The organism is Sphingopyxis sp. 113P3 (assembly GCF_001278035.1).
GTDB lineage: Bacteria > Pseudomonadota > Alphaproteobacteria > Sphingomonadales > Sphingomonadaceae > Sphingopyxis.
Genome location: NZ_CP009452.1, coordinates 2,418,533 through 2,430,768 on the forward strand (window position 1 = coordinate 2,418,533; position 12,236 = coordinate 2,430,768).

The 12,236-nt window shown below is 62.1% G+C and carries 15 protein-coding genes; 7 read left to right on the top strand and 8 right to left on the bottom strand.

What is annotated here, in order from left to right; genetic code table 11:
* Window positions 1-113: 113 nt before the first annotated feature.
* The gene (locus LH20_RS11810; RefSeq protein ID WP_053556262.1) at window positions 114-737 is read left to right on the top strand and encodes a plasmid pRiA4b ORF-3 family protein; all 624 of its coding nucleotides are present in this window, start codon (window positions 114-116) and stop codon (window positions 735-737) included.
* Here the strand turns inward: LH20_RS11810 and recD2 are convergent, their stop codons facing one another.
* Genes recD2 through LH20_RS11840 form a run of 6 tightly spaced genes read right to left on the bottom strand, consistent with a single transcriptional unit; the run spans window position 738 to window position 6,237 of the window.
* Complete coding sequence (recD2, locus tag LH20_RS11815) at window positions 738-2,939, bottom strand: SF1B family DNA helicase RecD2 (protein WP_053554361.1); 2,202 nt, start codon at window positions 2,937-2,939, stop codon at window positions 738-740.
* On the bottom strand, window positions 2,936-3,373 hold the full coding sequence (locus tag LH20_RS11820; RefSeq protein ID WP_053554362.1) for a hypothetical protein: 438 nt from the start codon (window positions 3,371-3,373) through the stop codon (window positions 2,936-2,938). Before LH20_RS11820 ends, recD2 begins: the two co-directional genes overlap by 4 nt.
* Before the next feature lie 8 nt (window positions 3,374-3,381).
* Window positions 3,382-4,026 (bottom strand): hypothetical protein, encoded by a 645-nt coding sequence (locus LH20_RS11825; protein WP_053554363.1) that lies wholly within the window; start codon window positions 4,024-4,026, stop codon window positions 3,382-3,384.
* A 50-nt stretch (window positions 4,027-4,076) separates the two neighbouring features.
* Entirely contained in the window at window positions 4,077-4,460 is a 384-nt protein-coding gene (locus tag LH20_RS11830) for a hypothetical protein (protein WP_053554364.1), read from the bottom strand.
* Window positions 4,457-5,779 carry a recombinase family protein gene (locus LH20_RS11835; RefSeq protein ID WP_053554365.1) on the bottom strand — a complete coding sequence of 441 codons (1,323 nt, stop codon included), beginning with the start codon at window positions 5,777-5,779 and terminating at the stop codon, window positions 4,457-4,459. Before LH20_RS11835 ends, LH20_RS11830 begins: the two co-directional genes overlap by 4 nt.
* Window positions 5,776-6,237: a DUF2924 domain-containing protein gene (locus LH20_RS11840; RefSeq protein ID WP_053556263.1), complete on the bottom strand. Its 462-nt coding sequence runs from the start codon at window positions 6,235-6,237 to the stop codon at window positions 5,776-5,778. The genes LH20_RS11835 and LH20_RS11840 overlap by 4 nt, the downstream gene beginning before the upstream one ends.
* Before the next feature lie 485 nt (window positions 6,238-6,722).
* Here LH20_RS11840 and LH20_RS23530 point away from each other — a divergent pair, with 485 nt between their 5' ends.
* Together LH20_RS23530 and LH20_RS11845 are read left to right on the top strand one after the other, a co-directional pair.
* The gene (locus LH20_RS23530) at window positions 6,723-7,220 is read left to right on the top strand and encodes a hypothetical protein (RefSeq protein ID WP_158501132.1); all 498 of its coding nucleotides are present in this window, start codon (window positions 6,723-6,725) and stop codon (window positions 7,218-7,220) included.
* 891 nt (window positions 7,221-8,111) lie between these two features.
* The gene (locus tag LH20_RS11845) at window positions 8,112-8,426 is read left to right on the top strand and encodes a hypothetical protein (RefSeq protein ID WP_235526961.1); all 315 of its coding nucleotides are present in this window, start codon (window positions 8,112-8,114) and stop codon (window positions 8,424-8,426) included.
* Window positions 8,427-8,676: 250 nt separating this feature from the next.
* Here the strand turns inward: LH20_RS11845 and LH20_RS11850 are convergent, their stop codons facing one another.
* Window positions 8,677-8,958 (bottom strand): addiction module antidote protein, encoded by a 282-nt coding sequence (locus tag LH20_RS11850; RefSeq protein WP_053554367.1) that lies wholly within the window; start codon window positions 8,956-8,958, stop codon window positions 8,677-8,679.
* Between the two features lie 2 nt (window positions 8,959-8,960).
* Window positions 8,961-9,257: a type II toxin-antitoxin system RelE/ParE family toxin gene (locus tag LH20_RS11855; protein WP_053554368.1), complete on the bottom strand. Its 297-nt coding sequence runs from the start codon at window positions 9,255-9,257 to the stop codon at window positions 8,961-8,963.
* On the opposite strand from LH20_RS11855, the gene LH20_RS22945 reads away from it, so the two are divergent.
* From LH20_RS22945 to tnpB, 4 genes are all read left to right on the top strand, one after another.
* Window positions 9,256-9,570: an HNH endonuclease gene (locus tag LH20_RS22945; RefSeq protein WP_158501133.1), complete on the top strand. Its 315-nt coding sequence runs from the start codon at window positions 9,256-9,258 to the stop codon at window positions 9,568-9,570. The two genes, LH20_RS11855 and LH20_RS22945, sit on opposite strands and share 2 nt — an antisense overlap.
* A 106-nt stretch (window positions 9,571-9,676) precedes the next feature.
* On the top strand, window positions 9,677-11,395 hold the full coding sequence (locus LH20_RS23535) for a DNA methyltransferase (protein WP_158501134.1): 1,719 nt from the start codon (window positions 9,677-9,679) through the stop codon (window positions 11,393-11,395).
* Between the two features lie 36 nt (window positions 11,396-11,431).
* Entirely contained in the window at window positions 11,432-11,848 is a 417-nt protein-coding gene (gene tnpA / locus LH20_RS11865) for an IS66-like element accessory protein TnpA (protein WP_053553102.1), read from the top strand.
* Window positions 11,845-12,192 carry an IS66 family insertion sequence element accessory protein TnpB gene (gene tnpB, locus LH20_RS11870; protein WP_053554370.1) on the top strand — a complete coding sequence of 116 codons (348 nt, stop codon included), beginning with the start codon at window positions 11,845-11,847 and terminating at the stop codon, window positions 12,190-12,192. Before tnpA ends, tnpB begins: the two co-directional genes overlap by 4 nt.
* Window positions 12,193-12,236 lie beyond the last annotated feature (44 nt).

Genomic DNA, 12,236 nt, shown 5'->3' on the forward strand with positions numbered 1-12,236 from the left:
TTCGTTCAACCGAACCTTTTGCGCCCAATCTCGGCCAGGCGAACGGGAATGCAACTGGTGGTATTTACCCGCAGCATGAGCCAAAAGCCGCGCGGTCTGCTATGGTTCCCATCATGACGACCCGCAGCGCCATCGACAGCTTCACCGAAATCGCCACCCTGCGCATCGAACTCAGGGGGTCCGATCCGCTGATCTGGCGGGTAGTCGAGGTGCCCACGTCCATCACCCTCAAGGTGCTGCACGACATTGTTCAGGTCTCGATGGGCTGGTGCGATTATCACCTCTGGGAGATGGTGATCGACGGGAAGACCTACGGCCTGCCGATGGACGAGGACTTTGGCACCGCGCCCCGGAAGGTGGCAGATCGGGTTCGCTTGCGTGATGTGCTGACAGGCGACACCACCCGGATCGACTACATCTACGATTTCGGCGACAGCTGGGAGCACAGCCTCGTTGTCAGCGATGTCCGCGCAGGCGCGCCCGGAACTGGCTATCCCCGCTTCATTGCCGGCGAGCGCGACTGCCCGCCAGAGGACTGTGGCGGCATCCCCGGTTTCTACGAGATGCTTGAAGCACGGGTCGACCCCAAGCACCCAGACCATGCGGACGTCGTTGAATGGCTCGATGGCTATGACCCCGAAGAACTGGACGTGTTCCCGATCGAGGTTGCGCTTGGCCGTATTGCTGCCCGTCGCAACGCGGCTGCCAAGCGCATCATCAAGCCTGCGAATGATTGATCACGCGGAGCGCAGTATGACGTCCTCGGCCGCTTGAAGCCACTCATCGAGTTTTGACCACCGCCGCCGCCCGGACTCATTCTTGACCGCGATGGCGATAGCCTTGGATTGGCCGACCAGCACCACGAGCTTCTTTCCGCGAGTCACTCCGGTGTAGAGGAGATTCCGCTGCAGCATGGCGTAATGCTGGGTCATGACCGGGATCACGACGGCGGGGTATTCCGAGCCCTGGCTCTTGTGGATCGTCGCTGCATAGGCGGGGACCAGCGTGTCGAGTTCGCCGAACTGATAGCTGACCTCGCGGCCATCGAAGTCGACCAGCAGTTCGCCGTCGTCGGTGTCGACGGACTGGATGTAGCCAATGTCGCCGTTGAAGACGTCTTTGTCGTAGTCGTTCTCGATCTGCATGACCTTGTCACCGGGGGCGAAGGTCCAACCAAAGCGTTCCACCTTGGCCGTCGGATTGGGGTTCAGCGCGGCCTGCAGCTCGATGTTCAGCGACCGCGCGCCAACCCCGCCGCGGTTCATGGGGCATAGCACCTGGACTTCGCGCACAGGATCAAACCCGAACTTGCGTGGGATGTGCTTGCCGACGAGATCGATGATCCGCGGTACGGCCTGCTCCGGATCAGCGGCCGGCATGAAGTAGAAGTCGGTATCACCTTCAACTTTGCCCAAATCAGGGATGCGGCCGCGGTTGATCTGGTGCGCGGTGGTGATGATCCGGCTTTGGGCAGCCTGGCGGAAAACCTCGGTCAGTCGGACCACCGGGACAGCATGCGACTGGATGATATCGGCCAAGACCTGCCCAGGCCCGACCGATGGCAACTGGTCGATGTCGCCGACGATCAACAGTGCGGCGGTATCCGGCACAGCCTTCAGCAGCGACTGCATCAGCATGACATCGACCATCGAGCTTTCGTCGACGACCAGCAGGTCGCATTCGAGAGGGTTGTCTTCGCCGCGCTTGAACCCGAACGCCTTGGGGTCGAATTCCAGAAGGCGATGTATCGTCTTGGCCTCCATGCCCGTCGCCTCGGTCATACGCTTGGCGGCGCGCCCTGTGGGTGCGCACAGAAGAAGATTGACGGACTTGGCCGCCAAGATGCGCAGGATGGAATTGACGATGGTGGTCTTGCCGACACCGGGCCCGCCGGTGATCACTGTTACCTTGGATCGCAAGGCAAGTGACACGGCTTCCCTTTGACTGGGCGCAAGGGTCAGGCCCGTGCGCCCCTCAATCCACGGCAGGGCCTTATCCGTGTCGATGGCAGCCCACGGCAGCTGTCCATTGAGCAGCGATCTTAACCGGTCTGCTATGGCCTTTTCGGCGTGATACAGCCCGCCAAGGAAGATGCAGTCGATGTCGCCGACCGTGTCGGCCACTACCGTCCGATCATCCAGTTCCAGCGCCAGCGCCGTCTCGATCAGCGCGCCATCAACCTCGAGCAGCTTGGCAGCCAGCTGTTTTAATTCGGTCACGGGCAGTCCGCAGTGCCCTTCGCCCATGGCCTCGGTGAGGGCGAAGGAGATGCCAGCGCGAATCCGTACCATGGCCGTCTTCTCGATGCCCAGCTTCTCCGCGATCGTGTCGGCTGTGCGAAAGCCGATCCCGCGGATATCTTTGGCCAGGCGATAAGGGTTATCGCTCATCACCTGAACGGCATCGGCGCCGTAGGTCTTGAAGATGCGCACGGCGCGCGCTGTTCCGACCCCATGGCTGTGCAGGAACACCATGATCTCGCGAATGACTTTCTGATCCGCCCAGGCCGCAGTGATCTTGGCAGCGCGCATGGGGCCAATGCCCTGGACCTCACGCAGCCGTTCGGGGGTGGCTTCGATGACATCGAATACGTCTTTGCCGAACATCTTCACGAGCCGCTTGGCGTAAACAGGGCCGATTCCGCGGATCATGCCGGAGCCGAGATACTTCTCGATGCCCTCGATCGAGGAGGGTTCCGAGGTTTTCAGAAACCGGGCCCGGAACTGCAGGCCATGGTTCCGATCATTGGTCCATTCGCCCGAAGCGGTGATCCATTCCCCGGCGGAAATCATCGCTGCATGCCCTACGGTCGTGACCAAGTCGCGGTGCCCGCGTGCCTTGACCCGCAGGACGCAAAAGCCACTTTCATCGCTATGGAACGTCACCCGTTCCACATGGCCCACGAGCACTTCAGACGTTGGGGCAGCCGGGTGGTTCATCGCAAGCGCCGAGGCTCCGCGACCTCATCCGCGTCTTGGGTTGCCTCGTGCACCTCCTCACGGATGATCTTCTCGGTGATTTCCAGAAGATGCGAGGTCAGCGCATCGCTCAGCTCCTCAAACTCGGGCCACAGGACCTGCTGCACAAAACTCGCGGGAGCGCGGATCAGAACGGTTTGGCGGTGCATACGCGGATAGCGGAACGGTCGGACGCCGTAGCGGCGGCACAGGGCGATGAAGAGCTGGCGCGACCAAGGATCTGGGATCGAAAACTTGAACTCCTCGGAGCTTTCGTTCCGGCTGGCCGATTCAAATTGTTTGCGGATGCGTTCAGCCGCAGCGCCGGCAGCGGCCTTTTCGCCGGCCGTGGAGGCACCAGCGTAAAGCGCCTCGATCTTGCGGAGTTTTTGTCGCAGGCGGTCTTCGGATTGCATGGCGACGATCAGTGCAAGGAAGACCGGGGCAGTTCGATGCCCGCCAGCATCTGCCGCCGCGCTCGCGCGCAAGACATCACGGCCTCATGGATCTCGGCCTCCATGATCTTTGTCAGTTCGCTTACGTGCCTGAATGTCGTCTCCAGCTGAGTTCGGTTTTCTGCTTGGATATCGCGAGCCACGAGATCTTCGATCCCAGCCATCATGGCGCGAAGTTCCCCAAGGTGCCCGAGCGCCCTGTGAGCGCGTTCCGGCAGGTCTACCCGGTCTTGGCCATTAAACAGGCCTTCGACAAAGCCCTCGAGTTCCTGCCGGCGGACCTGGGAGAGTCTGGCAAGATTCTGGGCTGATGGCTCCAGCGCAAGGCGTTGCAAGCGGAACGGGACAGAGCGGCTATTGTGCCTGGTCAGGCTGTTCCACAAGCCATTGACCAGCACATCGATCAGTTCGTTCAGGTCCTCAATTGAGTCGAAGGGCGGAAATTCGCCGCCCCAAAGCCCTTCTACAATCGGCAGCGGGGACGACTCTATGATCGGAGAGGCAATCCCACCCAGAAACCGCGTACGAACTTCGTGATAGGGAACTGGGCATGCATATCTGTCGAGCAGGTCGCATACGGTTTTCTCAGTCGGGGATTTGAACTTGGGCGGCATGGCATTGCCCTATACCACCGGACCACAATCTCGCCAGATTGCGCCGAGAGCTATTCCGCCGAGAATACGATTCCCTTTTGCACCACCCAAGGCTGTTCCGCGATCGCCGACATATCCTTCAGAGACACCGACGGTGACCTTCGCGCAATCAGGATCTGCTCCAGCACAGCCGGGGCCAGATAGGCCAGCTTCATCGTGCGCCTGATGAACGCGGGCGTGACGCCTTCGGCCTCGGTGATATCCGACAATGTGGAAACTGCCCCGCTTTCCAGCTTCCGCCGCCAGCTCCACGCTCTCGCGACCGCCTTCAGCACATGCGGGTCCACCCCGCCAGTGTCCGGCACCATGTCGGCAGGCGGCACGATCTTCGGCCGCCCATTGCGCTTGCGGATGGTGAGCGGGATGAACACCCGCATGGTGGTGGATGCGCTCATGCTGCTTGTCTCCGTTCGGGGGTGACCATTTCCCGGATGACCGATCCGAGGCCTTCGGTGCGCAGGTCGACCGTGAGCCCATCGGCGCTGACCGTAACCCGCTCGATCAGCAGCCTGGCGATGCGGGCCTGCTCGGCCGGGAACAGCGACTCCCAAAGCCCATCAAAGCCCGCCAGCGCGGTGACCACGTCCTGCTCGTCGATGTCCGGTGCATTCCGGCGTGCTGCCTCCATTGCCCGTGCCGCGATTTCCGGCGTGCGCAGCAGCGATCGGATGTGCTGGACCACGGCGCCCTCGACCATCCCGGCATTGAGCCGCACAAAGCTGTCGCGCCCTTCGCACGCCCGGTTCCTGATCGCATCCATCGAGGTGTAGTAGCGGTAATGCCGGCTGCCCTTTTTCGTCACCGTCGGCGTCATGGCGATGCCCCGATCGGTGAAGATGAGCCCCTTCAGGAGTGCCGGGGTCTGGGTGCGGGTGTTCGCCGCGCGCTGCCGGGGGCTTTCCTGCAGGATGGCATGCACCTGATCCCACAGCTCAGGCGTGATGATGGCCTGATGCTCGCCGGGATAGCTGGTGCCCTTGTGCACGGCCTCGCCAAGATAGAGCCGGTTGCGCAGCAGCTTGTACAGGAACCCCTTGTCGATCAGCTTTCCCCGCTTGTTCAGGGTGCCGCCCGCCACCAGTTCCCGGGTCAGCAGGGTCGCCGATCCCAGCTCGACAAACCGCTGGAACATATGCCGGACCGTAGCGGCCTCGGCCTCGTTGATCACCAGCTTCCGGTCGACGACATCGTAGCCCATCGGCACGAACCCGCCCATCCACATGCCCTTGGCGCGGCTCGCAGCGAACTTGTCGCGGATGCGCTCGCCGGTGACCTCGCGTTCGAACTGGGCGAACGACAGCAGGATGTTGAGCGTCAGCCGGCCCATGCTGGTCGTGGTATTGAGCGCCTGCGTCACCGACACGAACGTCACGTTGTTCCGGTCGAATGCCTCGACCAGCTTGGCGAAGTCCATCAGCGAGCGTGACAGGCGGTCGATCTTGTAGACGACGATGACGTCGACCAGGCCGGCCTCGACGTCTTCCAGCAGGGCCTTCAGCCCGGGGCGATCGAGGGTCCCGCCAGAAAACCCGCCGTCGTCGTAGCGTTCGCGCATGCAGACCCAGCCTTCGGCGCGCTGGCTGGCAACATAGGCCTCGCAGGACTCGCGCTGGGCATCGAGCGAGTTGAACTCCATGTCCAACCCTTCCTCGCTGGATTTGCGGGTGTAGACGGCGCAGCGCAGGCGCCGCATCGGTGCCGTGGTGCTGCTCATGCTGCGTCCTTCCGTTCCCGAAGGCCAAAGAAGCGATAGCCGTTCCACTGCGTGCCGGTGATGTCCCGGGCGATGGCCGACAGCGACTTGTAGCGGCGGCCCTGCCAGTCGAACCCGTCCTTCAGCACGGTGATGACGTGCTCTGCACCGTTCCATTCGCGCACCAGCCGGGTACCGATCACCGGATTGCGCGGGTCGCTGATCACTGACTTCCTTACCTTCTTGCCCTCGACTTCGTCGGCGAGAGCATCGAGCAACTGGCGCACCGGCTTCGACAGACCGCCGAAGGTCAGCTCCTGGATCCGGTAGGCCAGGCGCTGTTCGAGGAACGAGCGGCTGTTGTTGGGCGCCTCTGTCTCGAACAGCTTCTCCCACTCGGCCTTGAGCTGTTTGACCGACATCTCCTTCAGCGCCGCCAGCCTGGCCAGCACCTGCGCATCGTCATCCTGTTTGTGCATCATCGTCCTCCGATCCGGGCTTTTGCCCGCGGACGACTGACGCTCTTGGCCGGCGACATTGCGAGTGAACTATCTCCACCGTGGGCAGATATAGAACTGGACTGTTCGCGCAGGCGCAGCACGCCCGCGGCAACGATTCTGCCCAACTCGGCGATGCGAGCCTCGGCGGTCATCATGGAAGGACAGATGTCGCTTCCTCTGCTCATGCCGCGACCCTTGCCTGTGCTCCGGATAGACAAGGCGGCCGTGCTGCCGAAACCGAGCCCTTCAACCGCAACCCGCAACCCCAGAAACCAGCGATGAAACAGGCGCCACGGCAGCGCTTGGACTGAATCAGCTCAGCGGCAGCTCAACGCAATGAATGACCAAACGCCCCACAACTCAAGGGGCGTGATGAATACGACGGGTGAGGCTCAAGAAGACCTACGATGGCTTGAAGGTCGATTCAGCCAAGATTCCCTGTACCCACGGAAGGAGCATTTCTGATGCCCGGTATCATCCCTGACCAGGCTCCCAAAAGTGCGGCAGTGGCATCATGCTACTGCGCAAAACCACCGCAAACCGGGTGCGGCGGTAGTAGCGGAACCCCTAAAGAAAAAACTACTACCGCAGCAGTCGCCGCAGTGGCGACGGCTACTGCTGCAGCAGTGCAGCAGTTTTCCCTTCAGGGGGTTCCGCATCGCGGTGCCGCGAAGCTGTCCGCCACGCTGTCGGCCAGATCAATTTTCCTTATTCCCCATCAACGAAAGGGGCCTCCGAGGAAGGGCGCGCTAGGCTGCGCATCTGCGGGCTACCCTCTGCGTCTCAATACCGCCTGTAAAAGCTGGGCAGATGCGAACGGCGAATTGCCCGGCTCGAACAAGCGGTTCTCCGAAACCCTCGCCAATCGCGGATTTGCGCACGCCAACATCAGCAAAGCCCGCGGATTCCGGGGGCTCGCACTGCGTCAGGCCCAACCCCAGACCAGCCCGATGGAGTTTTGAAAAATGCCAGCAAAATCAACATCGGTGACGGATGTGACGGATCGTCCCCTTATAGGCGTTACACGCGCACACGCGCGCGCCTCTGGAGGTGATAATGGGGAACCCGTCACATCCGTCACTATCCGTCACGCCGGAGGTGCAAAGCTCGCGATCGACCTAGGCATCACCACCGGTTCGGCGCTGCGCAAAGGCGACGACTTCATCACCAGCGGTGCCATCTCAAGGTCGAGAACCCCCGGGTCTGGGTGTACCGGAGGACGAGCAATGATCTTCGGGCCGGCCATTCCGGGCTACGCATGGGCACGCACAATCCAGTTGGGGAAGTTGCGGACCATTTCCGCAACTGGGTCCGTACCTGCACCCATTCCCCCGCACGGATACGCACAAACCAGTTGCGGACGATTTTCCCAACTACCCCCGCATGCCCTCGCACATCCACGCTGTACCACCTGGAAAACAGTTGCGGACGGATTGACCATTCCCAACTGCCACAACTTTAAATTTTAACAGTTTTCCAAGGTGTTGGGTTCCACCTCAAGTTGTGGGTGTGAAACCCCCTTACTACGTAAGGGGGGCCGCCCGGTGGGTGTGGCCCCCGTGTCTTACGTCGAGGGGTGTCCCGCGCGCGCCAGGTCACCCCCTTAGCCAGAACCCTGACCAGACGACGGCAGCCAGCACCGCCAAGCACAAAACCGCCGCCGTCCGCACCACGATCCATTCCTATTGGAGATTCATCATGGATGTTATGACTCCGCCTGCGCCGGTGCGCAGTGCAACCCCGCCGGCGACAAGACCGGTGACGATCACGCGAAGCGCCATGCTCGCCCTCGACCTCGGCACCACCACGGGCTGGGCGCTGCAGACGGCGACGACTTCATCTCGAGCGGCACCATGTCGTTCAAGCACACCCGTTTCGATGGTGGCGGGATGCGGTTCCTGCGCTTCCGCCGCTGGCTCGAACAGCTCGACATCGACGCCGGGCCTATCGAGGCGGTCTACTTCGAGGAGGTTCGTCGCCACGTCGGCACCGACGCGGCCCATATAATCGGTCGCAGCACCGCAGAGCCCGATCAGGACTACGTTGCCAAGATCCGCAGACGCGCGGCCGCTGCCATCCTGATGCTGCGGACCGCCGACAGTGACGCACCCGGCAACGTCGGACCAAGCCCAGCGTCCTGGTCCATGCGGAGTTGCGCCATGATGTAGATGCCTCACAGTGGTCGCCAGCAGACCTTCGGAACTTGTGTCATGGGCTCGATGCGCTGTGCCGGCTGTTCCAGGTCCGGAGGGACAGTTCGTGACCAGATTACCCTGCCTGCCAATTGAAGTAACAAACTGAATCTATTGGAGTATTGTTCGATTTGGTATTGACGAGACTATGCGCGCTCTATATTGCTTCCGAAATAGATCGTAGCGAACTGCGCCCGGAGCCCCCCAGCTTCCGGGCGCGTTTCGTTCAAGCTGCCGCCGAAAGCTTCAGCCCTGCCGAGCGGACGATAGCCATCAGCGTGGAAAGGGTTGGATTACCGTCAGGACCAGTGGCGCGGTAAATCGCTTCGCGGCTGATGCCAGCGTCACGAGCCATCTGGCTCATGCCTTTTGCACGGGCAATCATGCCAAGGGCAGCGGTCACGACCTTCGCATCGCCACTGGCAAGAGCCTCGGCAAGCAGTTCGGCCTGCGCCTCAGGGGTGTCGAGGGCGTCAGCGGCATCGAAGGGAAGAGTTTTAAGAGCCATCGTCAGTCCTCCAGTTGTTCAGCCATCGCCTTGGCGCGGGCAATGTCGCGGGCTTGGCTACCTTTGTCACCGCCGCACAGCAGGATCACCAGAATGTCACCCCGCCGCGCAAAATAGACGCGGTAGCCTGGTCCATGATCGATCCGCAGTTCACTGAGGCCTTCGCCAACCGGTTTGACATCGCCAAATAGTCCGATCTGGACACGGGCGATGCGCTGCTTGATCCGTTTGGCAGCTACACCATCCCGCAGCGATGCCAGCCATTGGGCGAATTCTTCCGTCTGGCGGACTTCAATCATGCCAACTTCAATACACAGTCAGCTCCGATCTGTCAATTATAATGCACAGCGGATACAGCCCAGGCTGCGGGGGCGCCGCGCGGTTGCGCAGCGTCTGCGCCGTCTGCGTTCCGAACCGCTCTGCCGGGACTGCGCGGGCCGAGGCATCGTCCGCGAGGCTACGGTCCCCGACCATATCGTTCCGCTCACCAAGGGCGGCAGCGATGACGACAGCAACATCCGCTGCCTCTGTGCAGACTGTCACCGGTCCCGCCGCCGAGCAGTTCAGGCTGCGCAGGACGGTCGGTGTGGGGCCCGATGGCTGGCCAGTTGAGTGACCGAACCCCGGGGGGCGGTTCGTAACTTCACCCGGTAGGGGAGGGAAACCGCGCCTGGCCCAAACTTTTCACGACCGCGAGTTAGCGACCGGGGGTCACATGATGGATTGGCCGGCAGACAAGGTCGAGCGCAAGAGCGTCTCGGCACTGGTGCCCTATGCCCGCAATGCTCGGACTCACAGCGAGGAACAGGTGGCCCAGATCGCCGCCAGCATCCGCGAATGGGGCTGGACGATGCCGGTGCTCGTCGATGAAGATGGCGGCCTGATCGCAGGCCACGGACGAGTGTTGGCGGCGCGCAAGCTGGGCCTGACCGAGATCCCCGTCATGGTCGCGGCCGGTTGGACCGAAGCCCAGAAGCGGGCCTATGTGCTGGCCGACAACAAACTGGCGCTGAACGCTGGCTGGGACGCGGAATTGCTGCGTGTCGAACTGACTGACTTGCAGGCCTTCGACTTCGACCTGGGGCTCACCGGCTTTGCCGATGACGAACTGGCTGCGCTGACCGCGGTGAAAACCGACGGGCTGACCGATCCCGACGAGGCTCCCAACCCTCCGGAAATTCCGGTGAGTGGCCTGGGCGACGTCTGGCTGCTGGGCAAGCACCGGCTGATGTGCGGCGACAGCACCAGTGTCGACGACATGGAAAAGCTGACCGCCGGGCAGATGGTGGACATGTGGCTCACCGATCCGCCGTACAATGTCGCCTATGAGGGCGGCACCAAGGACAAGCTGACCATCCAGAATGACAACATGGCGGACGACGATTTCCGCCAGTTCCTGCGCGATGCCTATGTCGCCGCCAGCACGGTGATGAAGCCGGGCGCGGTGTTCTACATCTGGCACGCCGACAGCGAAGGCTACAATTTCCGGGGCGCGGCGCGTGATGCCGGTTGGACAGTACGTCAGTGTCTGATCTGGAAGAAGTCGTCTCAGGTGATGGGGCGCCAGGACTATCACTGGCGGCACGAGCCCTGCCTCTATGGCTGGAAGGACGGCGCCGGGCACCTGTGGGCGAGCGATCGCAAGCAGACGACCATTCTTGAATTCGACAAGCCGTCACGCAATGGCGAACACCCGACCATGAAGCCGGTCGCACTGTTCGAGTACCAGATGCTCAACAACACCAAGGGTGGCGACATCGTGCTCGACAGCTTCGGCGGATCAGGCACGACCCTGATTGCCGCCGAGAAGAATGGCCGCATCGCGCGGCTTACTCGCGGCGCTCGTGGCTTTGCCATGACCCGCTATTTTCTGACGTCAGCCACCATTGAGGGGTTTCGGGGCATTAACAACGACGGCGACCCGCTCGTGCTGCGGTTCCGTCCCGAGGCCGTCAATTCGGTTCATGCTCCCAATGGCGTGGGTAAGAGTTCGATTTACGAGGCCCTTCATTTCGCCATTCACGGTACGGTGCCACGGCTGGAAACCTTGCAGGATGCGGAACAAGGGCAGAGCTACGTCGTCAACAAGTTCCATCCGCAACAAACAGCCACCGTCGTGCTGACGTTTTCGAGCGATGACGGCACACCGGATGTAGCCGTCACCGTGACAAGGCAAGCGACCGGAGGCCGCGTCGTTTCATCGCCTTCAGGCCATGCCGACCCGGACAGCTTCTTGGCCAGCCTTCGGGAAGATTTTGTGCTGGTCGATTACCCGCGCTTTGCGTCGTTTGTCGATTGCTCTGCCCTTGAGCGAGGCCGCTCGTTTGCGTCACTCGTGGGTTTAAGCCGCTATTCCCGCCTCCGTCAGGCGTTGGATGGTGTCCGCAATACGCGGAACATCGTAACCGACCGATTGAGGCCGCCTGCCGAGGATTGATGTGAGTGGGTAAGTGACGTCCATAAGGACGTCGTTATGGACGTCCTGTTCGAGAGCGAGGGACGGACGGTGGAGATTCTGGGCCGGGAACGGCGGCGGCGATGGAGTGAAGCGGAGAAGCTGGAGATTCTGGCGGCGGTGGAGGCGCGCGGCGAGACGCTCGCGCGCGTTGCCCGGCGCTACGATGTGTCGCGGAGCCAGATTTATACCTGGCGCCATCAGTTCAGGAAGAGCGGGCGGCTACCGGCGCCGGTTGGAAGCGCATTCTTGCAGGTCGACATCGATGCGCCGATGCTGAACGCGGGGCCCGCCTCTCCGCCCGCACGCGAAGCCTCGGCGGCGTCGCCCTCGATTGTCGAGCTGGGGCTGACACAGGGGCGGTGTCTTCGTTTCGACAGTGGCATTGAGAGCACGGTCCTGATCCGGCTCATCCGATCGGTGGAAGCTGCATGATCGGGCCAGGAACTGGTGTGAGGGTGTACCTCGCCTGCGGCGTCACTGATATGCGCAAAGGGATTTCGGGCCTCGCCCTGCTGGCCCAGACGGTGCTGCGCCAGCAAGCCGCGAGCGGCGCCGTATTCGCCTTTCGGGGCCGGCGCGGCGACAGGCTGAAGCTGCTTTACTGGGACGGCCAGGGGTTTTGCCTTTATTACAAGATTCTCGAGCGCGGCCGTTTTCCCTGGCCGTCGGCAGCCGACGGAACGGCCCGGCTGACCTCGGCCCAGCTTGCGATGCTGTGGGAAGGGATCGATTGGAGGCGGCCCGACTGGGGCACGCCGCCAGCACGCGCAGGGTGACTATTCTTTTTGGAAAGTGGCGGTTTTTCTGGACTTTCAGGCCA